The sequence below is a fragment of the Streptomyces alboflavus genome (assembly GCF_000716675.1).
Classification (GTDB): domain Bacteria; phylum Actinomycetota; class Actinomycetes; order Streptomycetales; family Streptomycetaceae; genus Streptomyces; species Streptomyces alboflavus.
This window is the reverse complement of the sequence record NZ_JNXT01000017.1, coordinates 174,454-201,314: the sequence shown is the minus strand read 5'-3', so window position 1 is coordinate 201,314 and position 26,861 is coordinate 174,454. Positions and strand designations below refer to the sequence as shown.

Annotated in this window: 31 protein-coding genes; all 31 read right to left on the bottom strand. The window is 71.3% G+C overall.

What is annotated here, in order from left to right; genetic code table 11:
* Window positions 1-43 precede the first annotated feature (43 nt).
* Window positions 44-724: a site-specific integrase gene (locus tag OO63_RS15455; protein WP_030359132.1), complete on the bottom strand. Its 681-nt coding sequence runs from the start codon at window positions 722-724 to the stop codon at window positions 44-46.
* Between the two features lie 23 nt (window positions 725-747).
* Complete coding sequence (locus OO63_RS15450) at window positions 748-1,539, bottom strand: hypothetical protein (protein ID WP_051810894.1); 792 nt, start codon at window positions 1,537-1,539, stop codon at window positions 748-750.
* A 56-nt stretch (window positions 1,540-1,595) separates the two neighbouring features.
* Window positions 1,596-2,714, bottom strand: a complete 1,119-nt coding sequence (locus OO63_RS15445; RefSeq protein ID WP_030359134.1) for a DnaB-like helicase N-terminal domain-containing protein — start codon at window positions 2,712-2,714, stop codon at window positions 1,596-1,598.
* On the bottom strand, window positions 2,714-3,952 hold the full coding sequence (locus OO63_RS15440; protein ID WP_030359135.1) for a DNA cytosine methyltransferase: 1,239 nt from the start codon (window positions 3,950-3,952) through the stop codon (window positions 2,714-2,716). Before OO63_RS15440 ends, OO63_RS15445 begins: the two co-directional genes overlap by 1 nt.
* Complete coding sequence (locus tag OO63_RS15435; protein WP_030359136.1) at window positions 3,949-4,821, bottom strand: adenine nucleotide alpha hydrolase family protein; 873 nt, start codon at window positions 4,819-4,821, stop codon at window positions 3,949-3,951. The genes OO63_RS15440 and OO63_RS15435 overlap by 4 nt, the downstream gene beginning before the upstream one ends.
* Window positions 4,763-5,866: a hypothetical protein gene (locus tag OO63_RS15430; RefSeq protein ID WP_030359137.1), complete on the bottom strand. Its 1,104-nt coding sequence runs from the start codon at window positions 5,864-5,866 to the stop codon at window positions 4,763-4,765. The genes OO63_RS15435 and OO63_RS15430 overlap by 59 nt, the downstream gene beginning before the upstream one ends.
* Window positions 5,867-5,989: 123 nt before the next feature.
* The gene (locus OO63_RS46795; RefSeq protein WP_030359138.1) at window positions 5,990-6,805 is read right to left on the bottom strand and encodes a hypothetical protein; all 816 of its coding nucleotides are present in this window, start codon (window positions 6,803-6,805) and stop codon (window positions 5,990-5,992) included.
* A gap of 135 nt (window positions 6,806-6,940) precedes the next feature.
* Window positions 6,941-7,795, bottom strand: coding sequence for a hypothetical protein (locus OO63_RS15420; RefSeq protein ID WP_063750408.1), 855 nt, complete (start codon window positions 7,793-7,795; stop codon window positions 6,941-6,943).
* 17 nt (window positions 7,796-7,812) lie between these two features.
* Window positions 7,813-8,565, bottom strand: coding sequence for a hypothetical protein (locus OO63_RS15415; protein WP_030359140.1), 753 nt, complete (start codon window positions 8,563-8,565; stop codon window positions 7,813-7,815).
* On the bottom strand, window positions 8,562-8,834 hold the full coding sequence (locus OO63_RS45410) for a hypothetical protein (protein ID WP_157854007.1): 273 nt from the start codon (window positions 8,832-8,834) through the stop codon (window positions 8,562-8,564). Before OO63_RS45410 ends, OO63_RS15415 begins: the two co-directional genes overlap by 4 nt.
* 86 nt (window positions 8,835-8,920) lie before the next feature.
* Entirely contained in the window at window positions 8,921-10,717 is a 1,797-nt protein-coding gene (locus tag OO63_RS15410) for a type IV secretory system conjugative DNA transfer family protein (RefSeq protein WP_030359141.1), read from the bottom strand.
* Between the two features lie 37 nt (window positions 10,718-10,754).
* Complete coding sequence (locus tag OO63_RS15405; protein ID WP_234311209.1) at window positions 10,755-11,546, bottom strand: SPDY domain-containing protein; 792 nt, start codon at window positions 11,544-11,546, stop codon at window positions 10,755-10,757.
* Between the two features lie 308 nt (window positions 11,547-11,854).
* A complete protein-coding gene (locus tag OO63_RS44695; protein ID WP_051810893.1) occupies window positions 11,855-12,157 on the bottom strand; it encodes a hypothetical protein in 303 nt (100 codons plus the stop codon).
* Window positions 12,158-12,221: 64 nt separating this feature from the next.
* The gene (locus OO63_RS15395) at window positions 12,222-12,845 is read right to left on the bottom strand and encodes a hypothetical protein (protein WP_063750407.1); all 624 of its coding nucleotides are present in this window, start codon (window positions 12,843-12,845) and stop codon (window positions 12,222-12,224) included.
* Between the two features lie 70 nt (window positions 12,846-12,915).
* Window positions 12,916-13,551 (bottom strand): SPDY domain-containing protein, encoded by a 636-nt coding sequence (locus OO63_RS41455; RefSeq protein ID WP_051810892.1) that lies wholly within the window; start codon window positions 13,549-13,551, stop codon window positions 12,916-12,918.
* Between the two features lie 192 nt (window positions 13,552-13,743).
* Window positions 13,744-14,088, bottom strand: coding sequence for a hypothetical protein (locus OO63_RS15385; protein WP_030359144.1), 345 nt, complete (start codon window positions 14,086-14,088; stop codon window positions 13,744-13,746).
* A 52-nt stretch (window positions 14,089-14,140) separates the two neighbouring features.
* Window positions 14,141-14,950: an SPDY domain-containing protein gene (locus tag OO63_RS15380; RefSeq protein ID WP_030359145.1), complete on the bottom strand. Its 810-nt coding sequence runs from the start codon at window positions 14,948-14,950 to the stop codon at window positions 14,141-14,143.
* Complete coding sequence (locus tag OO63_RS15375; protein ID WP_030359146.1) at window positions 14,947-15,336, bottom strand: hypothetical protein; 390 nt, start codon at window positions 15,334-15,336, stop codon at window positions 14,947-14,949. Before OO63_RS15375 ends, OO63_RS15380 begins: the two co-directional genes overlap by 4 nt.
* Before the next feature lie 275 nt (window positions 15,337-15,611).
* Complete coding sequence (locus OO63_RS15370; protein ID WP_030359147.1) at window positions 15,612-15,989, bottom strand: hypothetical protein; 378 nt, start codon at window positions 15,987-15,989, stop codon at window positions 15,612-15,614.
* 26 nt (window positions 15,990-16,015) lie between these two features.
* A complete protein-coding gene (locus OO63_RS15365) occupies window positions 16,016-16,426 on the bottom strand; it encodes a hypothetical protein (RefSeq protein ID WP_030359148.1) in 411 nt (136 codons plus the stop codon).
* 25 nt (window positions 16,427-16,451) lie between these two features.
* On the bottom strand, window positions 16,452-17,192 hold the full coding sequence (locus OO63_RS15360) for a hypothetical protein (RefSeq protein ID WP_030359149.1): 741 nt from the start codon (window positions 17,190-17,192) through the stop codon (window positions 16,452-16,454).
* A gap of 20 nt (window positions 17,193-17,212) precedes the next feature.
* On the bottom strand, window positions 17,213-17,920 hold the full coding sequence (locus tag OO63_RS15355; RefSeq protein WP_030359150.1) for a hypothetical protein: 708 nt from the start codon (window positions 17,918-17,920) through the stop codon (window positions 17,213-17,215).
* Between the two features lie 23 nt (window positions 17,921-17,943).
* On the bottom strand, window positions 17,944-18,846 hold the full coding sequence (locus tag OO63_RS15350) for a hypothetical protein (protein ID WP_030359151.1): 903 nt from the start codon (window positions 18,844-18,846) through the stop codon (window positions 17,944-17,946).
* The gene (locus tag OO63_RS15345) at window positions 18,843-19,202 is read right to left on the bottom strand and encodes a hypothetical protein (protein WP_234311210.1); all 360 of its coding nucleotides are present in this window, start codon (window positions 19,200-19,202) and stop codon (window positions 18,843-18,845) included. The genes OO63_RS15350 and OO63_RS15345 overlap by 4 nt, the downstream gene beginning before the upstream one ends.
* Before the next feature lie 193 nt (window positions 19,203-19,395).
* Window positions 19,396-19,893: a hypothetical protein gene (locus tag OO63_RS15340; RefSeq protein WP_030359153.1), complete on the bottom strand. Its 498-nt coding sequence runs from the start codon at window positions 19,891-19,893 to the stop codon at window positions 19,396-19,398.
* Window positions 19,894-19,927: 34 nt separating this feature from the next.
* Window positions 19,928-21,727, bottom strand: a complete 1,800-nt coding sequence (locus OO63_RS15335; RefSeq protein ID WP_030359154.1) for a vWA domain-containing protein — start codon at window positions 21,725-21,727, stop codon at window positions 19,928-19,930.
* Complete coding sequence (locus OO63_RS15330) at window positions 21,724-22,866, bottom strand: AAA family ATPase (RefSeq protein WP_030359155.1); 1,143 nt, start codon at window positions 22,864-22,866, stop codon at window positions 21,724-21,726. The genes OO63_RS15335 and OO63_RS15330 overlap by 4 nt, the downstream gene beginning before the upstream one ends.
* Window positions 22,867-23,060: 194 nt before the next feature.
* Window positions 23,061-23,279: a hypothetical protein gene (locus tag OO63_RS15325; protein ID WP_030359156.1), complete on the bottom strand. Its 219-nt coding sequence runs from the start codon at window positions 23,277-23,279 to the stop codon at window positions 23,061-23,063.
* A gap of 57 nt (window positions 23,280-23,336) precedes the next feature.
* A complete protein-coding gene (locus OO63_RS15320; RefSeq protein ID WP_030359157.1) occupies window positions 23,337-24,578 on the bottom strand; it encodes an MFS transporter in 1,242 nt (413 codons plus the stop codon).
* A 39-nt stretch (window positions 24,579-24,617) separates the two neighbouring features.
* Window positions 24,618-25,592 (bottom strand): hypothetical protein, encoded by a 975-nt coding sequence (locus tag OO63_RS15315; RefSeq protein WP_051810890.1) that lies wholly within the window; start codon window positions 25,590-25,592, stop codon window positions 24,618-24,620.
* Window positions 25,593-25,829: 237 nt separating this feature from the next.
* Window positions 25,830-26,840: a hypothetical protein gene (locus OO63_RS15310; RefSeq protein ID WP_030359159.1), complete on the bottom strand. Its 1,011-nt coding sequence runs from the start codon at window positions 26,838-26,840 to the stop codon at window positions 25,830-25,832.
* Between the last annotated feature and the right edge of the window lie 21 nt (window positions 26,841-26,861).

The following is a 26,861-nucleotide window of genomic DNA, read 5'->3' as shown; positions in this document are numbered from 1 at the left end:
ACAACTGCCCCGCAGGGACCGCCCCTGCGGGGCAGTCCGCTTCTCAACCATCGGCACCCTGAATGCCCCACCCGTGAGCATGATCAGTGCCGCCTAACACCCAGCCCCGCGTGGGAAGCCCGTCAGCGCCGTAGCCGCGCAGCCCGACGTCCACCCACAGACGAAACGTTCGGGGCGTCAGCCAGTGAACGTTGCTACCCCGGGCGTCCTTCGCCTTCCCGTCGGGCACCTCGACGACCTGCCCGTGCCGGCCCACTACTCGATGCACCGGCACCGGGTTACGTGGCAGGAACTCGCTGCCCGGCTTCGTCGCCCACGTGTACAGGTTCATCAGCGCGGCCAGTTCGCGGTTCCACTTGTTCCCGCCCACCCGCAGCGGGTTCTCGGGTGCCGTCTGGCGCCAGAACTGGAAGTCGTCGACATCGGACTCGACCGCCTGCGTCCAGACCCTTCCGCGCTGCCACAGGAAGTTGAGGAACAGGCAGAGGTCCGTGATGTAGTTCCGCTTCGTCTCCTTCGTGTATGCGCGGAACGGGCTGCTGCGCGTGTACAGGCTGAGGAGTTCGTCGATGCGGTAGTCCGGCGCCAGCAGAATCGGATCCCCCGGCCGGATCCCGGTTGACGCTTCGCGCTCCGCCAGGTCGGTCCAGCCCGCCAGGACAGGTACGTGCGCTCGGGTGATCGGCGCTGACTTGGGGACCCAGAACACACGCCACTTGTTCACCGTGCCACCCTGTCAGATCGGCTTCAACACGCCGATTCAATAGGGATGGCCTGGTACTTCTCCCACTCGCCCTGTTCCTCGAGGAACTTGTCCAGCAGCCCTTCATGGTCACCGGGGTCGGCCGCGTACACCGGCACCAACTCCGTCTTCGACTCCGGCGGTCTTACCGGTGCGTCAGCGCCGATGGCTGGCGCTGAAGTCGATACGGCGGCGAGAGCCTGGGCGGCCTGCTGTTCCGTGTCGGTGGGCGGCGGCGGGCCGGGGCGGACGGCATCGCCGTACAGGCGCTCGAAGTCGGCGATGGCCTCGCCGGGGGTGTCGTAGGAGCTGCTGACGACCCGCAGGTGGTTCTCGCCGTGGAGGTGGACGCTGTCGGCGTGCTGGTAGGTGCCGACGGCGACGGTGGTGTGGCCGTCGTGGGCGTGCAGGTGGAGGGTGAGGCGGCCGGACTGGATGTCGTCGTGGATCTTCTGGGCCTCCGCGGATACGAGCCGGATCTCGTTACGGTCGAGCCAGGTCATCGGATGGTCGGCCCAGGTCCACTCGGTGTCGATCTCCTCCTGCAGTTGGTCGCTGATGTCCACGGTGATGCCGGTGTCGCGCAGGAGGCTGGCGGTGATGTTGGCGTAGTGGGGCTCCTCGTGGTCGATGCGGACGAGGAGCATCGTGTCGTCGCTGGCTGGCCTGAAGCCTTCCGAGGCGAGGGTGGCGCGGGCGGTGTGCAGCGTGCTGCCGGTGATGGTGGCGACGACGGCGCTGGGGTGCTCAGGGTGCAGGGCGAGATGAACGTGTGCGTCGGGCGCGGTGTCGGGCATAGGGGGCTCGTTTCGCCGGTCCGGGCCGACGAGGAGGTCGGCCCGGACCGGGGGTTCTAGCGGGTGGCTCGGACAGGGACTGGAGCGGTCCGCGGTGGCGGCCCGGCCCGAGGGGCAGCCGGGGTTCGGGCCGGGCGGGCGGTACGCGGTAGTGCTGGGCTGGTGGCCTGCTGCCAGCGGGAGCGCACGGCGGTGAGGTCGGCCAGGGCCCGTCGGCTGCCGGTGATCAGCTGGTGCGGACTGTTGGCCGGATCGTCGGTGAAGGCGGCGATGCTGACGGCGACGGTCTGCGCGCGGGTGAGCAGAGCGCGCTGCAGGACCTTCTCGCCCCAGTGTTCGGGGGAGCCGACGGGCGTGGAGAGCAGGGCCAGCAGGTCGGCGGGGGCGATGTCGTGTGCGAGCAGGCCGCGGTGCTGGGCTTCCCAGAGCACGGTGATCGGGTCGACGGCATCGCCGCGGTGCGTGAGCGCGGTGAGGCACTGCCACAGCGCCGCATGCAGTGGGAACGCGAAGTCTTCGGACACGAGCCAGCGCATCTGACGGGTCTCGGCGGGGTACGCGGTCGCGGTGGCGATCAGGAGGCGTTCCTCGTCGAGGGCTTCCTCGCTCGTGTCCCTGGCGGGGGATGGGGGCAGCGCGGTGCGCGGCAGGGAGCCGGGGTGCGCGGCGAAGCGGCCGGAGAGGTCGTCCAGGAACCGGGCGAGGGCGTCGGCCTGCTGGACGGTGGCCTTCGCGCGGTGGGGCAGGGTGGTGTCCACCGCGGTCTGGGCCAGCCGCTCGGCGTGAATGCGCAGGCTGCGACGGGCGTGGTCGGCGCGGATCATCCGCGCGTACGTGACCGCGTGCTTGGGCCAGGGGCAGACCTGGATGAGGGTGTGCAGATAGGAGGCGGTCAGCCCGGGAGCGTGAGGGCGGGCCGCGTCCAGGACGGTGTTCAGCCAGGCTGGGCTGGTGCGGTGCTGCTCGGCGTCGGGGGCCGGCGCGGTGCGCATGGCGCGGAACAGTTCGCCGTGGGTGTGGTTGGAGAAGTGGTCCGGATCCAGCGGGCCGATCTCGTCGAGGCGGTGAGGGTCCAGCAGGAGGGCGCCGAGCAGGGATTGTTCGGCGTAGTGCACGGGTGGGGGCGGCGGAAGGCCGTCCAGGTCGTCGTTGTCGTCGGAGGGGGAATGGGGCATTAGGCGGCCAGGGTGAAGTCGTCGGGGGTGAGGGACTTGCCGAGGTGCGGTGCGAGCAGGTGGGCGGCGAGGCGGGGCGGGACCGCGTTGCCGACCTGGCTGAAGACCTGGCCCTTGTTGCCCTGCCAGGGATAGTCGGCGGGGAAGGTCTGCAGGATGCCGGCCTCGGCGGCGGTGATCCGGATCGGGTCGGGGGCCGGGTCGGTGCCCGGGGGTGTGGGGTTGACCGGCTCGGCCTGCCACACGCACTCGTTGGCCCGGTGGCCGAAGAACAGGGTCCCGGCTGGCTCGTCGATGGTGCGGACGGTGGCGTTGGCCTGGTTGTTGTTGCGCAGGGTCCAGCGCCACGCCGCAGGTATCGCTCGGACGGTGGGGTTCTCGGAGTGGACGGCCTTCTCCGCCCGGCCATCCGCCGCAGCGACGGCCGGGTTGGCGGGCGGGTGCGGTTTCCAGGTGCCGCGGTCGCGGGCGTCGCTGAGGGTCTTGCGGGAGCCGGAGGGGAAAGGTTCGGGCCCGCCGCCGGGTCCGCCTCCGGCGCAGACGGTGGGTACGGGACGGTCGGTGGCGCCCCAGCCCAGGGCTTCGGCCATGGATATCCAGCGGGCGCGGCCCGGACCGAACAGCGAGTCGGGCTCGGCGAGTTTGGCGTGGGTGGGGGGTGGCGGCGCGGCGGTCTGTGTGCGCGAGGCGAGCAGGATTGCCCGCCTCCTGGTCTGCGGCACCCCGTAGTCGGCCGCGTTCAAGACTCCCGTCCAGGCCGAGTACCCCCAGGTCCGCAGGATCGCGGCGTACTGGCGCCACAAGGGCAGGACATCGGGGACCTCTTCCATCGCGACCCACTCCGGCTGGCCGTGCTGGTGCAGGGCGTGCAGGTAGCGCATGGGTTCGGCGGCGAGCAGGGAGCGTTCGTCACGGCAGGCGGCGAGCAGCTTGTCGCGGGTGTCCAGCCCCTGAGCGAGGTCGGCGACGGCCTGGTGGACCAGGGGCTGGTCGACGAGCCCGAGGCGTTTGCCGGCCATCGACCATGCCTGGCACGGCGGGCTCGCGATCAGCCCGGTGATCCTGCCGAGGAACGGCCAGAGGGGATAGGCGGCGACATCGGTGCGGATCGTCAACTGCCCTGCTGCCGCTCGGGTTTTGCATGCCCACTCGTCCCATTCCAGGCCCACGTCCCGTACGCCGAGCACGGTCAGGGCCTGGCTCCATCCCCCGGGGCCGGCGAACAGGTCGAGTATCAAGAGGCCAGCCCGAAGTCGTCCTGGACAGGCTCGACTTCACCGCGGCAGGCCCACGGGGAGCAGCCGTCGATAACGCCCTCTTCCAGTTCCTGGGCGTCTGCTGCGCTGTCGCCGAGTTCTTGCTGGAGGGCGGCCCATTCGGCGGCGGTGACATGGTCGATCGGCGCCTGGTCGAGCGGCACGCGCGAGCGGTGGAGGAACGCCTCGCCCAGCAGTCGGTTGCCGGTGGCGTTGGCGCGTGCATTTCCCTGCCTGATGGCCGCATCGAAGGCCACCACGTCCGCCCACTCCTGTGGTGAGGAGTCCCGGATGGATCTCCACTGCGCGTTTCCGTGAAAAGGGCACCCAAGGCAGCTTGATTTCGGTGTGTCTGCCAGCCCGAGGGACGTCAAGTACCTTACGCAGTCGGCTCTTGACCAGCCTATATCGATGAGTGGATGGCGGTTGCGCATATATTTGACGTCCGAGTCCTTGGCCCGGTGGAATTCATCGGTCGAAATGCCGACCCACTGCTCCACGTAGACGTCTCTCGGGATGCGTGCCGGATAGGGGTACCCGAGGAGTTCGCGCACCTTCTTCTTCAGTGGCTTAATTTTGTACTCACCAGTACATTGGCGCCTGGTCATCCCGGGCTTGCCGTCCTGGTTCAGGATGTAAAGGGGCATTGAAGCGAAGCGGTGTTGCGGGTCGAGTGCGTCTTTTCTGATGTTTCCGGAGGAGACGCGCAGGATGGGGATTCCGGCCGGTTCGGCTATGTCCCGCTCCAGTCGGTCGAGATGCCGATAAACGGCCTGCGGCTCCCAGCCGGTATCAGCGAATATCGCGTAATCGACCTTGGGGAGAACGCCCTTGGCGGACAGGGCGAGCATGACACTGGATTGAACTCCAGCGCCTAGAGAAATGCACTTGAAGGCGGGGGATTCGGAGTCGGAAATGGTGCGTCCTTGAGGGATGAGGCAGGGGATGGGGGAGGGTCAGCGCCGTGGGGGTGCCGGAGACGGCGCGGTGGGCGGCACGAGCACGGCCGTCGCCGACAGGGCGGCGCCGGGAAGGCGCGGGGATCTTGCTGATGCCGTCGGCGAGTTCACGCACCGCGGTGGCGGCGCAGCCCAGTTGGGCGTGAATGTCGCGGGGCAGCTGGCGCCAGTGGGACCAGTGCTGGGCCCAGGTGAGGATGTCGGCCGCGCTGTGCAGCTGGCCGGAGAGCCGGACGAGGGCTGCTGCCTGCTGGTCGGCTGCGGCGCGCAGGGACCAGTTCAGCTCCTCCCGCGGCTGCGGTCGGGTGGCTGCTGCGGCTTCCAGGCCGTGAAGTCGGGCATGCAGCAGTGAGCCGAAGGCCGTCGCGGTCGCCTCCCGCGCGGTGAAGCGCCCGCCGGTGCGCGGGTGCGGGCGAAAGCTGAGCGGGACGTCGTCCGGCGAGATGAAGTCGGCGAGGGCGCGGGTGATGTCCTGCGGAGCAGGGTCGGGGCCAGACATCCCCGTGGTCGGGGACGTCTGCTCCGCCGGGGTGTGGGGCCAGGCGAAGGCGGGGCTCACGCGGTGGATCTGGTCGGCGAGTTGGCGCAGAGTGCCGGCGGCGTCCTGCAGCCAGGCGCGGGTGGGTGCCGGAACAGCGGACTCGGGCAGCGGGTGCTTCAGGAGCTGGGCTGTATGAGGCAACTGGGCGGCGAGGCGGTCGAGGACCGCCGTCTGTTGATGCTCACCGGCCTGGGCGAGGGCCCACAGCCGCAGCTCGTCCAGGTCGGTCGGTAGCGGACCGTGATCCGCCGTTGGGCCGTAGAGCCGGGGGTGCAGGGTTGCGAGGTAGTGGTGGATGGAGCCGCCGCCACTGCGGTGGCCGAAACGGGAGGCGACCCGCGGGCGGGTTCGGTAGCCGATGAGGACATCTCGGATCGCGATGTCGGGCGTGATCATGTCGGCCAGAGCGCGGGCCAGTTGGTACGGGGTCGGGTGAGCGGGGAGCGTATGGATCTCCAGACGGAGCGAGAAGGCGGGGCCGCACGACCGTGACGCGGCTGGCAGCGGTAGGGGCGCGCGTCAGCGGGAGCGCGCGGGCGACGCAGCGGCCTTGACCTGTGCCGGGCGGGCGGTTGTCAGGGCGGGGGGCCGTGCATGGCCGAAGCTGGCCGCCAGGGTGCGGCAGCCGTCGGCGGTCAGGTGAATGCGTTCGTCGTGCAGGATCCGTGGGGTCTCCTCGCGGCCGACGAGTCCGCGTGTTTCCAGGGAGCGGATGGTGCTGATGCTGATCCGAAGATCGTCGCGGCTGACCCTGGGCTTGTCGTCGTGGCGGTCGATCGTCACGTGGCCCTGGGCGACGGCACGCAGGGCGGTGTGCTGTGCGGGCGAGAGGTCGAGCAGCTGGTCGGCGGGCAGGAGGCGTTGGCGCCGCATCTCGGTGACCAGGAGTTCCGCGGTGGCCACCGTGTCGTCGGCGCCGAGGGCGGTCAGGTCGCGCACGAGGGCGAGGCGGTCTCGCACCTCGGATCGGGCTTCTTGGGGTGTCAGGGGCGGGCCGTCTTCGCTGGGGGCGCCCACGCGGGCGTCGTCGAGGATGTCCTCGGCGTCCAGGAGGTGATCGGCCGCGTCCAGGGCGAGATGGGCGAGCTGTCGGATGCGTGCGTAGGCGGAGCGGATGCCGGGGCTGTGGTACATCCGCTGGTGGTTTAGCGCGTCGACGATGTGGAGCGCTGAGTGGGCCAGGTGCTGGGTTCGGGGGATCTGCTTGCCGACCGAGGTCGCGGGGCTGGTGCCGTTGATCTCCATGATGGCCAGGGAGTTGAGGGCATCGTTGTGCCGGTTGTATTCGCCGGCGAGTGCCAGCAGCGCCTCGGGCGCGGAGAGTTGGGCGGTCATCGGGGTGGCTCGGGATTCCAATCGGTGCGGGGCGCCTTCAGCGCGCAGGTGGAGGGGAGCTGCTCGGTGTGTGTTTCGCTAGTTGCGGAGGTACGGGTGCCTGGAGCGGATCCAGGTCCGCAGGGGCGGGGTTCGTCATCGCCGTGGTGCATGCACCGCAGGCGGATTGGGCGTCGGCACCGCCGTCGTGGTGGACAGAGCGGCTGGGCGGTGCTGGGCCAGGGAGCGGTGTCCCTGCTCGGTGACCGCGATCTCCTGGCCGATGAGCAAGGACTTGCTCGTGTCGGTGGTGACGCGGCCGCGCTTGGCAAGGGCCCGGAAGGTGACGATGGAGATGCGGGTGCCGTCCTTCGCCGCGACCCGGGTCACGCTCAGTCCCTGGTGCTGAACCCTCTCGTAGAGGCGTCCCTCTCCCCGGGCCAGTGACTTCAGCGCCTTGTACTGGGTGTCGTTGAGCCGGGGCCCGGCCTGGTGCTGGGAGGCATGTGGAGGGCGGGGCGTGGCGGCCGGGAGGCTGCGGCTGATGTTGGTGGCGAGGTAGTGGCAGGCGGTCGCCCCCACGTCGAGCTGCAGGGCGGCGTCCTTGAGGTGACTGTTCATGCGGGGGATGGCCTCGGCATGGCGCGCCGCGCGAACCTGGGCGTCGTCAGCCGGATGCCCGTCGAAGGGCGCCCCTTCGTACGGGTTGGCGGAGATGGCCTCGGCAAGGTCGGTGCAGGCCAGGGACGCGCCGGCGACGGTGGCGGACAGAGCCTCCAGCCCGGCGCGGCTGCCGGTGACGCTCGTGTACGTGCTGTTGTCCATCGCCGTCAGGTGCCCGAGCGCGGTGGCGGTCAGTTCCTGGGCCTTGAGCAGGAGCGGAGTGATCTGGTGCAGCGCGTCCGTCCCCGGGGAGTAGGAGAGGTCGCGCACGCGGTCGTGCAGCTCCTCGAACCCCTGGGCCAGGGAGCGCAGTTGCTGCGTTTGTTCGTTCAGGTCGAGCGGGGGCATGGTGCTCCGGAAGGGGGTCAGCGGCTTCGGCTGGCCGTCTTCGTGCTGGTCGCGGGGCGGGGTGAGGGGCCCGCCGGGGCGGCTGGGGGCAGGGTGAGGACGGCGGCGAGGACCGTGGCTCCGGTGGGGGTGAGGTGCACGCGGTCCTGGGGCGGCCCCCCGATATAGGCGGGTGCTGCGGAGTTGGCCTTGCGTGCGACGAGGTCCTTGGCTTCCAGGGACCGCAGCGTGCTGATCAGCACGCGTGCCGTGCGGTGGTGGACGTACTGCCGGTCGGTGGAACCGGTGACCACGACGTGGCCGCGGGCGATCTCGTGCAGAGCCGTGTGCTGCGCGGCGGAGAACGATTCCTCGGGTGGTGAGGCGTTGCTCAAGCGCCGTCGCCGTATCTCTCCGGCCACGCGCGTCGCGCTGTCCACGACGGCTTCGGGGGTCAGAGCGGTCAGTTCGCGGGCCAGCTGGGGGCCATGGCCGGCGGAGGCAGCGCTCAGGTAGGCGAGCTGTTTGAGCCGGACGACGGCTTCGGACAAGTCAGCGCTCTCATAGAGCCGTTCCTCGTGAATGGCCTGGATGACGGCGAGGGTCTCAGCGGCCAGGTTCTGCGCGGCGGCGACGTGTGTCGCCGGATCGGGCTCGGCGCTGTCGGCGAGCAGCAGGTCGAGCATGTCGTTGTGCTGGGTGTAGTGGTCGGCGAGGGCCAGCAGACGCTCGACGGGCGTCGGCGGTGGGGGCACCTCGAACAGCAACGCGTCGGCGGATGGCTCGGTCATGCCCGGGAGCGGTGTCGAGGGGCGCGTGCGGCGGACGGCGCCGGTGCGGTGGTGAGCATCGGCGGTTCCGCCGGAGGTTGCGGCGCGGATGCAAAGGAATCGAGGACGGCGTCGACCTCCGCGATGTGCCTGGTGCAGGCGAGGGCCTGCTGGTTCGTTGCGGGGTGGGTGATGGCCCGCAGCGTGACCTCGGGGTCACTGTTGCCGCACTCAAGGCAGCAGCGATGGCGGGGGTTCCAGTCGTCGGGGACGTCGTGGATCTGTGGCATAGGCGGTTCCAGGTGTGCTGACGGTCGGTGCGCAGGTCGGGAGGGACGGTGCGCGAAGCCGAGCGGTTGAGGGAGAAGGGCGAGGTCTACGCGGCGGTGTCGAAGTCGGACTGCTTGGGGGCGGCCTTGGCGACGGCCCGCTCGGTGATGCCCTTGGACGCGCGGGCGGAGGCGGCGGACAGCTCGTCGGCGCCGGGCTCGAGATACCAGGGGCGCAGGTCGAGCATGGCGGCGCGCATGCCGGTGGCGAAGCAGAGTGCGGTGCCCTTGGGCAGGGCGCGGATGGCGTCGGCGGCCAGGATCCGCTCCTGCCGCATCGATACGGAGGTGGACTTGCCGGACTCCGAGTGCGAGGTGGAGGTGGTCTCCACGTCGTGGTCGCCGATCAGCCGGGAGAGCTTGTCGGCGAAGTCCGGGTCATCGATGCCGGATCCGATCACCTTGATCGTGGAGGCGCTCCACATGGCGTCCATGCCCGCGTCCCCCCAGACCTTCTGGCCCTGGCGGTAGGACTGCAGGATGGTGATCGGGATGATCCCGCGGCTGCCGAGGTGGGAGTACAGGTCCGGCAGGTCACTGATCTTGCACACGTTCGCGGCCTCGTCCAGGATCGCGAGCATCGGCGGGTCCAGGCGCCCGCCGGCGCGCTCGGCCTGCGCGGTCGCGGCCCGCATGACCGAGTCCGCGCATGCGGCGATCAGGGCGCTGGCTCCGCCGCCGCCGTCCTTGGAGAGCAGGTACAACGTGTCGGTCGAGGTGACGAACGCTTCCGGACGGAACTCCTCGACGTCCTTCTGCGGGGTTACCCATGCGGCGATCTCCGAGTTCAGCAGCGCGGCGGCGTACTGCCTTGCGGTCTCGTAGATGCCGTCGCGGGTTTCGGGCGGGCCTTCGACGGTGCCCTTGAGCTGGGAGGCGACTGCGGCGAAGCCGTGGTCGCGCAGGATGTCGAGCGGCGTGCGGTCGGCGGGGAAGGCCAGCCACTGCATCACGTCGGTGATGGGGCGCTCGTCGAGGGCGGCGGCGAGGAAGAGCTGGGAGAGGATGTTGGATCCGGCCTTGGACCAGAAGTCGCCCTGCTGGGAGGCGTCCACGCTCGCGGCGAGGAAGTGGCCGGCGAGTCGGCCCGCTCCGTCGAGGGTCTTGGCGGTGGCCAGGGGGTTCCACCACATCTCGCGCCGGGCGTGGGCGATCTGCTGCGGGTCCATCGACCAGGTCCGGCCCACCTTCGCCCGCGCGTCGAGCGTGGCGGTAAAGGCATCGCCCGCCGCCTTGTTGGAGGTCAGCAGGACCGGGCCGGGCGCGTTGAGGATGGAGGGGATCGCCAGGGAGGTGGTCTTGCCGGAGCGTGGCGCCATGATGGCCACGGCGACGTCCTCGTACCCCATGCGCACCTCGTACTTCGTGCCCTGGAGGTTGCCGAGAAGGACGCCGGTGTCACGAGCGTCGATGTGCTTGGCGTCCTTCAGGCTCGGGCGCAGCGAACGGGCTTTGGAGGTGATGGCCTTGGACATCAGCGGCTCGATGTCCGTGTGCTTGGCCATGCCGTCGATGCGCTTCTTGCGCCCGCCACCGGCGCCCTTGTGCCGCTTGTAGAGCACGGCGGCGGTGAGGCCGAGGGCGAGCAGCACGGCGCCGGGCAGGACACGGGTGCCGAACAGGAGGGCGGCTCCCCCCAGGTCCGGCCAGAGCCGTTCGGGGTGCAGAAGGGCTTGAACGGGCTGGTAGGGGGCGCCGGGCCCGGAGTCGGTGGCCCAGGCGGTGATCTGGCCGCCGAGCCAGGCGAGATTGGACAGGGGAACGCCGACGGCGATGGCCCCAAGAAGAATCTTGAAGACGATGTCGGTCGCGTCGGTGGACTTGGTGGAGGAGGGCTGGGGCAAGAGGGCGGTTCCAGAAGGGGAGTTGGGTGCTGGCGGGTCAGCGGGGCCGACGCGGCTTGGGCATGTTCGGCGAGCAGGGCGCAGCGGCCGGTGGCGGCGGGGTGCGCCGCTTGGAGAGGGAGGCGGTGCGGCGTTCCAGCGCGAAGGCGAGAGTGTCCGCGCTGACCTGGCCGGAGCTGGTGCGCCCCTGGGTGGATGCCAGGTGTGGGACGCGGTGCGGCTCGCGGACCAGCGGCGTCTTGTCGGCCAGCGCGCCGAAGAGCGCCGAGACGAGATACGGCGGGGTGTTGCCGTCCACGTACGCGCGCCACACCGTGGGGAGCTGATGGACGGAGGTCTCGACGATCCAGTTGGCAGTGCGGCCGTCCTCGTGGACGGTGCGGTCGACGCGGGCCAGGCCGTCGGGCGCGGTCATGCCCCGGGGGGAGGTGAGGCCGTCGTGGTGGCGCGGAGCCTGCCAGCCTGCCGCGCGCAGCGGCTCGTACGGGTCGCCGGACGCCATCGGCGGTGGGGCGGGGGCGGTGAGGGCGTCGGTGACCGCGGCGATGATCTCGACCGGGGTGTGGGCGTCGAAGGTCATCGACCAGGCCCGTTGGTCACCGTGGTGCGCGTGGCGCAGGGTCCACCACGGCTCGGCCGGGTCGGGGTCGGGGGCGATGCGCAGCTGGGCGAGCTGGTCGGGGCTGGTCAGGATGACCCGGGGCACGAGCGGGTCCTCGGCGGTGCTCCACCCGCTGGCGCGGTGCAGCGGAACGGTGACCCAGGCCGGGTCGCCGGGGCCGGCGAGGTAGCGGGGGGCGACCAGGACCACGTCGATGTCGTGCGGCACGCCGGTCACCTCCGGACGACGGAGGACGGCGGCGTGCTGAGAGCTGCGGGGCGTGCGTGTGTTGTGGCTGAGGTCAGAGCCGGTGAGCGGGGCGGGAGGTCCTGGGCGGCGGCCTGGATTTCGAGGAGGGCCTTGCCGTGGCTGGACCAGTCGTCGAGGTAGGACCAGGCTTCCTCGTTGCGTTCGGCGAGCGCGTCGTCGTACGCGAAGCTGCCCGGCCTGGCGTTCAGGGGCAGCGCGTCGCGGGCTTCGAGCCATTCGTGCTGAAGCGTGCCGAGCTGCTTGAGGGCGTAGTCGAGGACGCCCAGCTACCAGGGCCAGCGTGACTGAAGGTGCGCGGGGTTGAGCTGCTGCACCTGCACTTCGGCGGTGGCCAGCAGTTCCTTGGCGAAGGAGCGGACGCGGTTGAAGGACCGCCAGGTGTCCGCGTCGCGCTTGACGGCACGACGGCTGTGCTCGGCGTCGTCGAGGGGCCAGCCGTCGGGGTCACTGTGCTCCTCGCGCCAGGCGTCGAAGTCGGCGAGGATCTGCTCGCTCTCGCGTAGGAAGACGGCGAGTTGCTGCAGCCGCTGGCGGTGGATCGCATCGGGCGTTTGGGCAGGTGGGGACAAGAGCGCTCTCAGACGGAGGACGGATAGGGGGCGGTGAGCCGGGCGGACGTGCCGCCCGGCTCGGTCAGCGGATCCGGCCGGTGGGGGATGCGGCGCGGGGCGCTGGCGGGGGTGTGGCGGGAGCGGCGTTCAGCTGGTCCTCGCGCGTGGCAGCGGGCGGTGCGGTCTGGGGGCCGAGCTGCTCGCGGGCCACGGCGTTGACGTCGAGGACGGCCTGGCCGTGGTCAGTCCACTGGTCGAGGTGGGGCCGGGCCTCGGAGTAGGACTCAGCGAGCAGCGCTTCGTGCGCCTTGCCCCCGGCGCCGTCCGGCAGGGCGTCGCGACGGTCGATCCAACGGCGGTGCACGGCGGACAGCTGCTGGGTGTTGGTGTGCAGCTGTCGAAGCTGCCCGGCTAGGTGCCGCGTCTGCTCGGAGTCGGGCAGCTGGTCGAGCTGCTGCTGCGCGACGTCCACCAGGGTGTCGGCGTGGTAGAACACCGCGCCGAAGGCGGACAGGAGGTCCGCGTCCCGTTGGACCTGGCGGCGGGCGTAGGCGACTTCGTCGTCGGGCCGGCCCGTGTCGGGGTCGCAGTGCTCGTGTGCGTAGATGGCCCACCGGGCGTGGATGAGCCTGCTGTCGCGGAGGTACCGGGCGAGTTGGTTCAGGTAGAGCTGGTGGGCGTGTGCGGGTGGTGTGTACGTGGGCAAGGCGGGGTCCTGGTGAGGGATCGCGGGCCCGGGACGGGGGAGCCGGGCGGGTGGGGGTGCCCGGCCGTGTTCACCGGCTTCGGGCAGCGGCAGAGGGAACCGCAGGGGAAGGCGGGCCGCCCCGCGTGGCCAGGGCGGCGCTGCGGCGGGTTTTCCGGGCGACTGCGCGGATGGCTTTCAGCCGGGCCTCGTGCGCGGTGGCGAGCTCCTCGCCCTGCGGGCCGCGCTGTTCCTGGGTGACCAGGTGGCTGTGCGGCACGTCGTACATGCCGCGTTGTACGGGCTCGTCGCTGGCCAGCGCGCTGGTGAACGCGGCGATCAGGTGGGGCGGCATCTGGTCGTCGAGGTAGGCGTGCCAGATGCGGCGAAAGCCACCGCCGCCGTTGGGCACGGCGGCCTGGGCCCGCCAGTGGAAGGTCTCTCCCGGCTCGACGGCCCGCCGCTCCAGGCTGAGGATGCCGTCGGGGTGGCGGGCGATCTCGTTGCCGTGTTCGTCGCGCTCGTAGGACCAGCCTGCCGCGGTGAGGGGCGACCAGATCGGCGGAGCCTGCTCCGGGGCGGGCTCGAGCAGCGCGTCGGTGAGGTGGGCGAGGATCTCCACGGGGGTGTTGGCGCCGAACTCGGTGTACCAGCGCCGGCCGTCTGCTTCCTGGCCACGGACGCGCCACCATGCCCCGTACGGTTCGGGGTCGGGCTCCAGCACCACGGTGTGCCGGTAGTCGGGGCCGACCAGCAGGACGTGGGGGGAAAGCCGGGTCGGAGCGGTTCGCCCAGCCCGCGGCCCGCAGCGCCTGGGTGATGTGCCGCGGATCGCCGCGTCCGGCGAGATGGCGGGGCTGGGTCTCGAACCAGATGATGTCGTGCGGGGAGTTGGCGCGGGTGGGCAGGTAGGGATCGTTCATCGTCCCGGGGCGCCGGTCTGCGTACGCAGCCGCTGGATGTCCCAGTGCAGAACATGCCAGTCCGTGGCCTCCTGGGCGGCTTCGCGGAAGGCTTCCGTGCTCAGGCGGAGTTCGGCGCTCAGGGGGAACGCGGCCTGCTGGCCGATGAGGTGCTCGCTGCAGCGCAGGATGTTGCCGAGCTGGATCGGGACGCCGTCGTCCTCGTCGAGCAGTGGCGCGAGCAGCGGCAGTACGTCGTGCAGCGGGGGATGCGTACGGAGGTAGGCCGCGAGATTGGCGAGGGTGCTCGTGGCCTGACGGATCTGGCCGGGGGTGGGGGCATCGGGTGCGTGGTGGGGCAAGTTGGGGTGCTTTCAGTGAGAGGACGGGGACGGCCGGAGGGCCGGGGGCCGGTCAGCGGCGGGTCCGGGAGCTTGCCTGCGCGTACGGACCGGCGGTGGGTGTCTGGCGTCGGGGCCGGGTGGAGGCCCAGGAGTTGCGGGCCCAGGTGGCGGCGCGGGCGGCGCGGATGCGGGTCTGCTGCCAGGCGGACAGTTCGTCGGGCCGCACCGACACGGACGTGGTGCGGATGCGGGTGGACGGCGGTACATGTCCGCGCGGACGGATGACCTGCTGTGGGTCGGACAGCGCGGTGCTGAATGCCTGGATGAGGTGCATCGGTGTGCTGCTGGTGAAACTGGCGTCCCAGACGCGCCCGTGCTCGTTGCGGGCCCCGGCCCACCACAGCGCCTCGCCGGGCTTGGACTGGTGGAACTGCATCCAGGCGCCGCCGTCGGGGCTCATGGCGGTGAAGTGCTGGCCCTGCTCGGTCTTCCAGCGCTGCTCCTGCAGGGGCGCCCACACGTTGGGCGCGTGCGCGGAGCGGGGGCGGGTGAGCGCGTCGGTGAACCCGGCGACGATCTCCACGGGCACCTGGCGGGTGAACGTGGCGTGCCAGGCTTCCTGGCCGGGGGCGGCCTTCCCGGAGATCGTCCACCCGCCGGGCTGCGTGAAGGGGTCGTATCCGATGCGGACGGACTTGTCGGGGCTGTCGAAGACCAGCGGTCCGCCGGTCTTGGACTTGTCACTCCAGCCGGAGGCGCGAAGGAACTCGCTGACGTAGCGGATGTCGCCGCCGCCTGCGAGGTAGCGGGGCTCGACCAGGTAGTGCTGTTCGGCCTGCTGGGCGCCGGGGCCCCAGCCGGTCCACTGCTGCTTCTTCAGCGGCTCCTCCTGACGACCATGGCGGAGGCGACGGGGTTGGGCGGCGTGGTGCTTACTGCGGCGGGTGGTCTCCCGAGCTGCTTGATGGCGTCGGTGTGCTCGTCAAGATCCGTGCCGACGCGGTGCAGTTCGTTGGCGGACCGGCCCATCGCGAGCCACACCTCGGGCGGGAGCATGCCGCGGTGGGCCTGGCCCTGGGCGAACCGGGAGCCGGTCTCCACCAGGTGGGTCACCCCGGTCACGAGCCCGTCTTCGAGGTCGAAGACCTCGCTGAGGATCTCGGCAGCCTGGCTCGGTGTGGCCTGGGTGAGGTATTCGTCCAGGACCCTCAAGCGGAAGGCGATGTCTCTAGCGAGGTGTACGGGGGAGTTGGACGGGTCGGTCATGGGCCTCCTGGGGCAAGGGAGAGGGGTGGTCAGCCGCGTCGGCCGAGGCGGCGGGCTTCGCTGAGGGTGGCTTCTGGCCGGGCGCCGGCCAGCGGGATCGGGCGCTCCGTGCTGCCGACGGCGACGGCGCGCAGGTAGTGGCGGAACAGGGCCGCGGCCAGGCGCGGCTTTCGCGTGGAAGTGATGGGCGGGGGCGTGTGGTCGGGTGCGGGGATGTGCGGTCTCTCTCGGGCGGTGGGGCCGGCCCCGTTTCAGGGGCCGGCCGAAGAGGGCGGTCAGGGGGATCGGCGGGAGCGGTGGCTTCCTGCGGAGGGTGGTGTCGCGGGGGCTGGGGCCGGTGGCGACGGTCGTGTTGTGGCGCGGGCGGCTTGGTAGGCGGTGCCGCCGATGACGGTGTCGATGGAGATGCGGTATCCGGCGCTGGTCAGCAGGGGGACTGCGCGGTCGGCCATCTGTTTCACGGCGATCTCGTTCCAGTGCTCAGGGACTTGATGCCATTGGTCGTCTTCCTCGGGTGCGCAGTGAGGGTCGAGGCCGAGTCCGTCGAGCAGCTCCAGGAGGTGTTCGGGGGCGCCGGTGCGGCTGTCGACGAAGATGGTGCCGTCGCGGTGGTAGATCAGGACGTCGACGTCGTGCTCGTCGGCGAGCGTCATAGGCGGGGGCTCCGGGGCGTGGTGGTTCACCGCCGGGCAGGAGTGGTGCGGCTGGGGGCCTTGGCCGCGGGCCGGGTGCTGGCTGGCGGTGCGGCGGTGGGGTGGCGGTGATTGCGGATGTCCGCGACCGCTTCCTGGTAGGCGGTGGGGTCGAAGAGTTCGTCGGGGATGTTGACGACGTATCCGGCCAGGAGCAGGGAGGGCAGGGCCCGGGTGGCGGCCTTCTTCTGCTCGGCCTCGCTGAGGTGGCCGGGGACTTCGTGCCAGGTGTAGACGGGGCCGGTCGTCACCGTGGTCTTGCGTTCCAGGCCGAGGGCGTCGAGCAGGGTCAGGAGCTGCTCGGGCGCACCGGTGGGGGTCTCGGCATAGATCGTGTCGGTCAGGGGCTTGCGGTAGATCTCTACGTCGCTGCCGTAGCCGTCGGCTCTGTTGCCCACGAGGGCTCCTCCCTTCTTCTGGGGGCTACCGCCGCCGTGCGGGCGACTTGGACGGGGCCGCGACGGGGGTGGTGTCCAGGGCGGGCTTGGCCTGCGGGAGCCGCACGCTGACGCCGATGCCGAGCCGGTCCAGTTGCGCTGCCGCCTGCTGGATCGCCTGGGCCTGTGCGGCGGTGTCTTCGCAGGACAGGACGAACGCGTCCTGGTCCCGGTCGTAGACACAGCCGTTGTCGGCGAGGATCTGGGCGGCATCCGCCCGCTCCGGCTTGGTGACGTGGAAGTCCCGCCCGCTCAACGTGATCACCACAAGTTCCGGGGGCGTGGCCGGGGTGAGGCGGGCGGCGTTGTCGTGGACCTGGGCGAGGGCCTTGTCGTAGCGGGGCAGCAGGTCGGTGGTGATGTCCGCGGCGGCTTGGACCGGGTCGTCGGGGACGGCGATGCCGTCGGGCTCTCGTACGGCGTGGAAGGCGTCCGCGGGGAGGTCGGCCGGGGCGATGGCGCCGACGAGGAACTCCTCGCCGCTGCGGGGGCGCGCGATGACATACAGGCGGGCGCCATCGTCGCGGGTGAGGACCGCGTCCTGGTCCAGGACGTGCTCGGCAATCGCGTGCGCGACCAGGTCCATGTCCCAGACGTGTTCGGCGCGGGCGAACTGGTCGGGGTAGTGCGCATGTATCTGGTGCTCACTGGTCCAGTTGCCGGGGAGTTCGTCGGCGAGGGCGATGGCGAAAGACGCGAGATCGGGGGCGGATTCGTGGTCGTGCATGGGTTCCTCGGGGATGGGGGTCAGCGCCGCCGTCCGGCGGGCGCCGGGGAAGCGGGCGGCGGGCTGGGTGCGGGGGTGGTCCGGGACGGGGGCGGGCAGCCGCAGACGGCGGAGGCTTCGCGCTCGGTGGGTCCGACTTCGGCGCTGCACACGCTGCGCTGCGGGTGAGGTTCGTGCCGGTCGGCGAGGTCGGCACGCACCCCGGCCAGGTCGGAGCGGATGACGCCCAGGCGGCCTTCGGCGAGGTAGCGCAGACGCCCGGCGGTGGCGATGTCGGCTGCTCCGCCAAGGCCCATGTGGAACTCGATCGTTGCCGTGAGGACGTCGTCGAGGGCGGCCAGGACACCGTCGTGGGCGGCGGTGAGTTCGGTCAGCGCGTCCGCGACCTCCTCGGTGGTGGTCGCCTGGCGGATGCGTTCGGCCTGGTGGGCGACCAAGGCGCCGATCGGGAGATAGTGCGCCTCGCGCCGTTCGGTCTCAAACGCCGCGTCGCAGTCGACGTCGTACTTGACGGCACGCAGCCGTGCCACGGCCCGGGTGGCCAGACGTTCCTCCTCGGCCTCGTCGAGGCCGGTGGGCAGGCGGTGGTAGCGCTCGTGCACGCGGACGACGGGAACGAAGCCGGTGCGCTCCAGGATGCTGTGCGCTTCCGGGTCGCCTCCGCGGGCGAGGACTTCGCCGGAGTGCACGTCGCGTTGCAGGGTCAGATTGCGGTCGGCAATGGCCAAGGGCGGGACTTTCTCGGGGGTGTTCAGCGCGAGCGGCGCGCGGGCGCGCCAAGAGGGGCGGCAGGTACGCGGGGGGCCATAGCGGCGCGCTGGTTGCCGCCGGGCAGATCCGCTGCTATCGCTTCCAGGTCCTGCTGGATGCCGTACAGACGCCGGGCGATCCACTCCAGCCGGTGTCCCGCATCGGGCCCGTAGGCGTGGGGCAGTTCCTCCAGGCGGTGCGCGGCCTGCTCGACCAGGCCGCGCACCGAGGCGATCGGCCCGTTGGTCTCGTCGGCGAGCTGGCACATGAGCGTGGCGAGCTGGGCGGCGACGAAGGGCGGGGACTGATCCTCTGTTGCCCGTGGCAGCGCGGGGCGCGCTGCGGGCAGCATCGCGGTGAGCGGACGCCCCTGTCGGGGTTGCGCCGGGACGAGGCCGAGATCGTCCTCGATGCGCCGGCACTCGTCCATGAGCGCCCGGTGCAGCAGGTGGGGCTGGCGGGCCCAAACGCCGTCGCTGCGAATGAGGTTGGCGATGATGTCGAGGCGGCCGGGCTGCGCCTGGAGGGCCACCCAGCGGCACGTTTGCTCGGTCCCCGGAACGGTGAGGCCGGTGACGTGGGCCAGCCGCTGCGCGATCTCCGCCCACTCCGACGGGTGCAGGGCCCGGTCCGTGGGATGCAGCCGGACCGCCAGATGGAAGATTTCGGGGGCGTTGGCGCCTGGCCCGGCAGCGTAGGGGTGGAGGCTGACCGGTTCCAGGAGATGGTCCTCCCAGTCGGCGAACATCCACTCCTGCGGACTGCCCTGGGCGTAGCTGTGCTCGGTGTGCGAGTGGGCCACCACCACCTCGCCCAGCACGTCCTGTTCGGCAACGGGACGGCCCAGAGCGACGGAGAGGGGGAGGGAGGGAAAGTGTTCCGCCTCCAAGACGTGGGCGATCACTGGCCGTTCCCACGGTCGGCGATGTGCACGATCTGGTTCTTGTCGGTGGTGAAGTACCACGCGCAGTCGATCACGGTGCCCGCGTCGGTGAACTTCGGTATCAGGTAGTCCTCCAGGGCGCGCAGGTAGATAAGGCAGTCGGGGCAGCGCCGCGAGAGGTGGACCAGGTAGCGGGGGTGGGCGGTGACGAAGGTCTGCTGCCCGCCGTTGGGGTCGCGCAGCCGCCATCCGTCCTCCTCGGTGGGCGTGTGCCAGGACGGGGCCACCACCGTCATGGCATCGCCCCACAGCTCCCCGCCGGCGACGCCCTTGAGGATGACGACCTGGTCGCCGGGCCGGAAGTGGCTGTGGGTCATGTCCCTCTCGGGCGTGAGGATGTCTTCGGGAACGTACGGCGGGCGGGCAGCTTGGGGCACAGCGAGGGTCCTTCCACGAACGGCACGGGCGGCGGTGGAAGGACAATGGTCCGGACGATCCCCGGTTTTGCTAACCGGGGATCGTGGGGTATAACGCGTCGCGCGGTCCGGCCCGCAGCGTTCGCCCGGACCTCTAGCGGAACGGGTTCTCGGTGCCGAGGTCAGCCTCGGTGGCGGCGTCGAGAAGCTCGGGAAGGTCGGTTCCTTCGGCGTCTCTTTGGTCGATCCACCACCCGGCGCGGCTGATCGTGCGGATCTTCTCTTCGAGTGCGGCCCAGTCCGCCTCGTCCCAGGTGCCTTCGGTGACCAGGGCGGTGTAGGCGGCGGTGACCAACTGGTGGCGGGAGCGTTCGCCCCAGTCCAGCGCCTTCTCCGGGCCTTCGAGCGGGGGCATCTCGAACTGGGCGGCCCAGTCGGCGGCGGCCTGCTGTTCGGCGGCGCGACGGGCGGCGAGCCACTCCTCCTTGCTGGCGCTGTCGTTGTCGCGGGCGGCCTTCCAGCAGTCGGTGCAGTCCTTGGAGGCGAGCCAGCGGGCGAAGGAGGCCCGCTTGTCGGCGGGCCGGTCGGACAGATCATGCAGCTGGGTGTGTCCACAGCTGTGGACAACTTCGAATGATGTACGGACTGCCACGTGGTTGTTCCTGCTTTCTGTCTTCTGCGTCGTCTCAGCGGGTCCTGCGGATGGCGTCTGTGGCCGCCGTGGCGATGGCGGCGGGTGCGCTGGAGGGCCGGGGCAGGTGCAGCAAGGTGGTCCCCGGCAAGTGCTGGGAGTTCGCGGTGAGGGTGAGTTGGAGTACGGCGCAGCCGGCGGCCGTGAGCTGCTTGACGCGGGTGACGGCTTGAGCGGTTTCGTCGCTGCCGTAGTGGGCGTCGGTGACGATCACGAGGAGGCGGCCGGCGCCGGGGCGGCTGAGTTCGAGGCCGTGGTCGAGTGCGTCGATGGCGTCGCCGAGGTTGTGGTGGCCGCCGTTGGCATCGAACGTTGTCACGCGCTCTGGTGCTCGGTGGGTGGGTCGGGTCAATGCGGTCAGGTGCTGGTCATAGGCGATGGTGGCGGTACGGGAGTCGGGGTCGGTCAGGGCTGCTGCGCGTGCCACGATCCAGGCAGCGGATGCGACGGGCGCGCAGGCGGCCCGCATGGAGCCGGAGACGTCGACGGCGATCCCCACACGCAGCGGTGGGGTGGGGGAGTTCCGGCGGTGGGTGTGGGTGAACGGTTCTGCGGTGGGGACCGATCCGGCTGCGCGCTGAGCATCGCGGGCGAGGGCCGCGCGCATGTTGAGGCGGCCGGGCGGGGTGGGGCTGGTGGTCCGCACCTCGGTCCGCTCGCGGTAGGCGGCGGCACGCAGGGCGCGGCTCAGGCGCGCGGCGGCACTCTGCTCGGCGGCGGTGGGCCTGCGGGTGCCGGTGACCGGGTTGCCGTAGGGCGCCGGTGTGCCGTCGGGGTTGACGGTGGTGCCACGGGCGTTGAAGACCGACTTGGCGGTGGCGGCGGCTTTGCGTCGCTGGCCGGCCCGCTGGGCGCGGTCCTGAGCCTGCGCTTTGGACTTCGCGGCCGTGGCGTTGGTCGCTGCGGCCTGTGCCGCGAGGTCGGCGGCGTCGGTGGCTGCCGTGCTGTCCATGACGACCCCCACGGCGCCAGACAGCAGATCGGTGAGGTTCTCCGGCACGGGCAGGGCAGGGGCCGCGGTGTCCAGAGCGTCGCACCATTCTTGACCGTGCGCGAGCATGGTCGTGGCGTCGTGGTCGGCACACTGGTGCGCTGCATTCCAGATGCGGGTGAGTGTGCCCAGCAGGTCTGCGCCCAGCACCTTTTCGCACAGATCGGCGACGGCCCGGGTCTCGTCGGCGTCCAGGATGCCGACGTCACGGCGGCCGAGGATCAGAGCCGCCACGGCGGCGGCCTGATCGATGCCCTGGAGGGTGGGGTGGGCGATGTCGGGCATGACCAGGGTTCGGGCACTGGTGCGCAGGTACGTGCGGTCCGTGGGCCGCGTGATCAGATGCGCGCCTTCGACACGGCTCTCCTCCAGCAGGAGCGCGGCCTCGACGACACGGGGGTTCGCTCCGGCAGGCGCCGTCCACACGGAGTGGGCCGCATGCGCGGCCTCGTGGACGAACACGCCCCAGGCAGCGGGATACCGCTCCTCGTCACCCACGATCCGCGGATGGATCTCGTGGGGCTTCAGCGGGGCGAACAGACCGGCGTCGAACTCGACCTCGCCCAGGGTGGGGAAGAACGCGGCCGGTGCGCCGCTGCGCGTGCCGGGGCGGCAGGTGACGAGGAGGTCCTGGCGGCCGGAGAGGGCGACCAGCCGGTCGCCGAGTTCGGCTCCCACACGCAGCCACGCGGCCGGGGAGGAACGGGGCTGCGCGGGCGGGGCGCCGTCGTCGTCCCAGCGCGCGAGGTCGGCGTCGTCGTCCGGCGTGGTGGCGGGGGACTGGACGTGGTGGTGGGCGCTCATCGCGGGCGGCCCCGTTGTGCGGAGCCGGTGCTGCCTGGGGGCTGCCGGGCGGCCGAGGCGGGGAGCTGCTTGCCGAGGGTGAGGGGCGCGATCTTCTTGACGCCGACAGCCTTGATGACGGCGTCGGCGACGATGTCGCGATCCTCCGGGGGAGCGATGCCGACGAGGTTCGCGAGCGCGGCGTTGGTGCCGAGGACGGCCTCGGTCTTCTGGTAGCTGAGCAGCTCTCGCAGTTGGGGGGCCCAGCCCAGCTCGCCGAGTTCGACCTGGTGGGCGAGGTGTCGGGCGACCCGGACCACCCGGGCATCGATCCTCAGCGCCAGGGCGAGGTCATAGTCCGTGCCGATCTGGATCTGCACGCTGAACCGGCTCGCGAGCGCCTCCGTCAACACCGCCCCGTGGACGCCGGGATTGTGGCCCGCCACCACGTAGAAGCCCGGCTCGGCCTTGATGGTCTCGCCCTTGTGGGCCTTGACCTGGATCTGCCGGCGCCCGTCCATCGCGGGATACAGCGCCGCCAGCACCTTCGGTGAGATCAAGGTGGCATCGTCGATCAGCAGGGCGCGGCCCTCGGTCATCGCGGTGACCAGCGGCCCGTACTGGAAGACGTAGGCTCCCGCGTCGTCCTGTGTGTACTCGCCGATCAGGTCGCCGACCGTGGTGTCGCCGTCACCGGCGACGGTGAGCAGGTCCGGGAACGCCGCCTCGACCAGACTCGTCTTGCCGGTGCCCGGAGGGCCGTAGAGCAGCACCGGCACGTCGGCGTCGCGCAAGCGATTCAACGCCTCGACGTCGGGCAGATCGGCCAGCTCCCGGGGGTGGTAGATCTGGCCCCCCGCGCGGCGGATCGGGCCGGTCTGGCGGGGCGTGGCTGCTGCGGGAATGGCCGTGCGGGTCGTGGCCGCCTGGGCGCGGGGCGAGTGGGTGCCCGGTGGGCTGATCACAGCGGTCTGCGCGGCGGCGGCGGTTTTCGCGCTCGCGCGGAACTCCGGTTGTCCGGTTCCGCCTTGGTCGGCCTCGCCGCGTCGTACCAGGGTGAGGGCGGCGTTGCGGACGGCGCCGTGGGAGTGGCCCAGCTGCCTGGCCATGTCCCCGATGGTGAGCGTGTCCGCCGGCCGGTCGGCCAGCAGCCGGGCCACCTTGGCCCGTAGTTCGCCGCCCTTGGTGCGCGCGGGACTGGTGCGCGTTCCGGGTGTGGTCAAAACGAGGATCCTTCAACAGGTGCGGGTGCGGGCGGGGTTGGCGATGCGCTGGAGAGGCTGGCCTCTCTCGGAGCGGATCACGGACGGCGCCGACATCGGCGACCGGGCCAACCGGGGCGTACCGTCGGCGCTCACCGGCCGACCGAGGGCTCGGTCCAGGTGCAGGAGGCCGGCGACGAGCAGCTCGCTGGCTGCTGAGCAGGCCCGTGCGTCTGCTCCGTACCGGGTTCCGTCGCTCGGCAGGCGCAGCCTGGCGTCTCTTCGAAGCCGTCCTGGAGGAGGATCCGCCGGGCGGCGGCGTTGTAGCCGGTGGTGGTGATCTCGCCGGTGATGGCGTGCCGGATCGTCATGAACGGCTCTGCTGGTGCTTCGGGCAATGCGGGTCTCCTATCTGTGGTGGCGGGTGTTCAGCGGGCGGCGTGAGTCGGTGTGCGGCGGTGCCTGCCCCGGCGGCGAGCGGTGGCGCCGAGGACGGCGAGATGGCGGCGCGCGGCGAGCAGGACGGTGAGGGCGAGCACGGCGCCGGCGGCGGGAAGAGCCGGGCCGATCAGGGGGTGCTCGGCGAGCGCGCCGGACAGGGCGGTCCCGGCGGCCTGGCCGGTGCCGACGGCGGCGATCAGCCAGGCGTACGCCTCGGTGGTGGTGCCGGGCGGGGCGAGGGCGTCCACCGTCAGGAACGCCGAGGTGATCACGGCGGTGAGCAGCAGACCCGGTACTGCCGTCAGCACGATGGCCGAGACGGGCCCGGTGGCGGCCATCAGCGGGAGCCATCCGACGGCGAACAGCAGGGCCGCCGAGAGAAGTTGCGCGGTGAGCGTGCCGGGCCAGGTGCGCCGCCCGTACAGGAAGCCGCCGACGAGGCTGCCGGTGGACAGCGCGGCGGGGATGAGCCCGGACAACAGGTCCATCCGGAGCTGGTCGGCGAGGGCGACTGCCCACACGTTCATCGCTCCCAGGGCGAAACCGACGCCGCTCACCGCGACGAACAACCACCGCAGCCCCGCGTGCGTGAGGGGCCCGAGCGTCCCAGTGCGCTGGGGTGCGGGAGCCGGGCGCCAGCGGCGCGAGGGCGCGGCACTGAGCACCACGGCGGCGCCGAGCAGTCCGAGCGCGGCGCTCACCACCATCGCGGTGCGCGGTCCCGCCGTCGTGGACAGCACGGCGACCAGCGGCGGCCCGGTGACGTAGATCAGTCCCTGGGCGCCGGTGTCGAGCGCGAGCGCGGCCCGGCGCCGCGCCTCGTCGGGCAGGACCACGGGCCACAGGGCCCGCAGTCCTGCTTCCAGCGGCGGGGTGCTCAGCCCGGCAAGCGCGACAAGAGCGGCGGCCAGGCCGGGCCGGGCGGCAACCTCGACCATCGGCAGGGCCAGCAGGCAGACGGTGGTGAGCAGGACCGCCGTCGCGGTGACCAGAGTCTGTCCGCGGCGGTCGACCATCCGGCCCAGGGCCGGCTGCCCGACGGCGGAGGCCAGTCCGTACAGCGCACACAGCAGGCCGCCCGTCTTCAGCGATCCGCCCTGGTCGGCGACGAGGAGGAGGATCGCGACGGGAGCCATGCCATTAGGGAGTCTCCCGATCAGTGTGCCGAACAGCAGGCGGGCGACGTGGCGTTGCGCGAGCAGCGGGCCGGAGCCGGTGGTGGAGGTCAACGCGTGCTTTCTGTGGTGGGACACCCCGGTGCGTGGGTGCTAGCGGCGGCGGGCAGGGCCGGGGCTGTTGGGCGCGGTCGGTCCGGCGGGCGGTGCGGTTGGCGGTGCCGGGGGCGTGGGGAGGGTGTGGAAGACGGGGCGTGGAGTGCGGTGGGGTGGCAGGACGCCGGCCCCGAGGCTCTCCGCGGCGGACTCGATTTCCTCCTTCAGCGCGCCCAGTTGCCGCGCGAGCACGGACAGGCGGGCGGCGGAGTGCTGGCCCTGCTTCGTCTCCAGTGCGTCGGCGAACTTCGCCGCCCGGTCCAGGAGTTCGGACAGGCGGGGCAGCGGACCGCGGGAGAAGCCGGAGTCATCCACGGCGTCGAGCAGGGCCATGTAGATGTCCCCGGTGTGCCGCGCCTCGTCGACCTGCCGGACCAGCTTGGCAACCGGGGTCTCCGCTGCGGGGGCCTGGGGTGCGAAGGGAGCGATGTCCGGGTGCAGGACCCCTGCGGGCACTGCGGGCGGGGCCGCTTCGACTGCCTTGTTCACGGAGTCGTAGTGGCTCAGGACCCGCATCTGCTCGCTGCCGAGTTCGCCCGCCAGGACCACCACCGTCTGCTCGCCCTGCTCGACGAGATATGCCAGAGTGATCAGCTCGTTGCTGGCGCTGTACCAGACATCCGTCGTGTCCAAGTCGCCGCGCTGCCAAGCTGCTTGCGCACGGCCCTGCCAGAGCCGAAGCTCTTCACCGCTCAGGGGTGGGGCGACGGGGCGGTGCTGTCCGGCGAGGTCACCGATGATGAAGGACCTCTCGGCCCAGGCCAGCACGTAGGGCCACAACTGGAGGTGGCGGACACGGGAAGCATCGGGCTCGTCCTGGCCGGCGGGCGCCGAACGGATGCGGTGGATCTGGTCGGCGGCGTGGGCCATGTCGTCGATCAGCTCGCGCCAGGCCGCATGGTGGCGGGCCGGCGGCATGGCGTCCACGGCGCTCCGCGCGGCGGCCAGCAGCGTGGTCGTGTGCGGCAGCACGTGGCGCTCGAACGCCTCGGCGCCGTCTTGGCGCCTGCCGCGCGCAATGACTGCTGCGGCGTGCGATGCATCTGCGGCACCGGCCGCGTGGGACCAGGCGCGCTCGTAGCGGCTGTGGATCAGCGCGAACTGCGTCTGAAAGGTCTGCAGTTCGTCGAGGGCAGTGCCGAGGTCTTCGGCGGGGGTGTCGGTGATGGGGTGCTCCGGGACAGGGTGCGCGGTGGCGGCGTGCGGGGTTCAGCGGCGCACACCGTGGGCGGTGACAACTGCCGGCGGGGGCAGCGTGGCTGCGGTCAGTGCCTTGGGCTTTGCCGGGGTGACGGGGGCAGGGGGTGTGGCGGCGCGGGTCATCTCGATCAGCTCCTCGCCGTCGATGAGCCACACCGCTCCCGCATCGGCGAGGGCCTCGGGATCCGGGTCCTCCAGTTCGTCGAGACGCAGGCCGTCCTCCATGCGATCGAGGAAGATGGCCTGCTCGGTCGAGAGCGGCGTGCTCGCGCGCAGGGTGGCGATGAACGCGGTGGCGTGGGTGCGGAACCGGTACAGCGCTGCCTCCAGGTCCACGGTGTCGTACGTCCCCGGTCCGTGCTCCTGAGCCCAGCGCAGGTCCTCCTCCGCCTCGTCCAGCCGTGAGAGATGGACGGCCCGCTCGTAGTCGGGCAGCAGCCGGGTCTGGATGAACCGGGCGGCGAGCCGGGCGTCGGACGCGATGACGCTGCGCGGAGCCGGACCTGTCACGCGGACGTGATCAGGGCTCGGGGTCAGGGCGGCGACGATGTACGAGCCGTCCGAGGGCCGTTCGGCCAGCAGCAGCTCGGTGCCGCCGCCGTCACGGAGGATCGCCGCGAAGCCGAGACTGTTCGTCTGAAGGAGGCCGTGGAGCGTGCCGGTCTCCCACAAGTAGTCCCGCAGGTAGTGCTGGTCCTGCTGCTCTCGCAAGGGCTCGACCTCTGCCATCCAGTGACCGGGCAGCGCCGCCACGATCGCCTCGGCGACATCGCCGAGGTAGGGGCGGGGGTGAGTGGTCACGGTCACCTGGCAGTCGCGGGCGGCCTGGTGGAGATGCGTGAGGGCTTGGCGCGCCTGGGCCTGGTCATCCAGCGCCAGGGTGTGGATCTGATCGTGATTCTGGGTGAAGCCGGACAGGTCGAGGGCGGTCTCAGCCCACCTGCGGCCGGTCCCGCTCGGCAGGGCGATGATCTTGCCGCGGGCGCTGAGGTACAACGTGATCTTGGCGGATGGGGTCATGGTGCCTTGTGTCGTGGGAAG

What these genes read in the sequence shown, in the direction of transcription:
- OO63_RS15450 (WP_051810894.1), bottom strand. Translation starts at nt 1,539, where the DNA reads ATGCCCGACACCGCGCCCGACGCACACGTTCATCTCGCCCTGCACCCT.
- OO63_RS15445 (WP_030359134.1), bottom strand. Translation starts at nt 2,714, where the DNA reads ATGCCCCATTCCCCCTCCGACGACAACGACGACCTGGACGGCCTTCCG.
- OO63_RS15435 (WP_030359136.1), bottom strand. Translation starts at nt 4,821, where the DNA reads ATGCTCGCCCTGTCCGCCAAGGGCGTTCTCCCCAAGGTCGATTACGCG.
- OO63_RS15430 (WP_030359137.1), bottom strand. Translation starts at nt 5,866, where the DNA reads ATGATCACGCCCGACATCGCGATCCGAGATGTCCTCATCGGCTACCGA.
- OO63_RS46795 (WP_030359138.1), bottom strand. Translation starts at nt 6,805, where the DNA reads ATGACCGCCCAACTCTCCGCGCCCGAGGCGCTGCTGGCACTCGCCGGC.
- OO63_RS15420 (WP_063750408.1), bottom strand. Translation starts at nt 7,795, where the DNA reads ATGCCCCCGCTCGACCTGAACGAACAAACGCAGCAACTGCGCTCCCTG.
- OO63_RS15415 (WP_030359140.1), bottom strand. Translation starts at nt 8,565, where the DNA reads ATGACCGAGCCATCCGCCGACGCGTTGCTGTTCGAGGTGCCCCCACCG.
- OO63_RS45410 (WP_157854007.1), bottom strand. Translation starts at nt 8,834, where the DNA reads ATGCCACAGATCCACGACGTCCCCGACGACTGGAACCCCCGCCATCGC.
- OO63_RS15375 (WP_030359146.1), bottom strand. Translation starts at nt 15,336, where the DNA reads ATGACCGACCCGTCCAACTCCCCCGTACACCTCGCTAGAGACATCGCC.
- OO63_RS15370 (WP_030359147.1), bottom strand. Translation starts at nt 15,989, where the DNA reads ATGACGCTCGCCGACGAGCACGACGTCGACGTCCTGATCTACCACCGC.
- OO63_RS15360 (WP_030359149.1), bottom strand. Translation starts at nt 17,192, where the DNA reads ATGCACGACCACGAATCCGCCCCCGATCTCGCGTCTTTCGCCATCGCC.
- OO63_RS15345 (WP_234311210.1), bottom strand. Translation starts at nt 19,202, where the DNA reads ATGACCCACAGCCACTTCCGGCCCGGCGACCAGGTCGTCATCCTCAAG.
- OO63_RS15335 (WP_030359154.1), bottom strand. Translation starts at nt 21,727, where the DNA reads ATGAGCGCCCACCACCACGTCCAGTCCCCCGCCACCACGCCGGACGAC.
- OO63_RS15325 (WP_030359156.1), bottom strand. Translation starts at nt 23,279, where the DNA reads ATGACGATCCGGCACGCCATCACCGGCGAGATCACCACCACCGGCTAC.
- OO63_RS15310 (WP_030359159.1), bottom strand. Translation starts at nt 26,840, where the DNA reads ATGACCCCATCCGCCAAGATCACGTTGTACCTCAGCGCCCGCGGCAAG.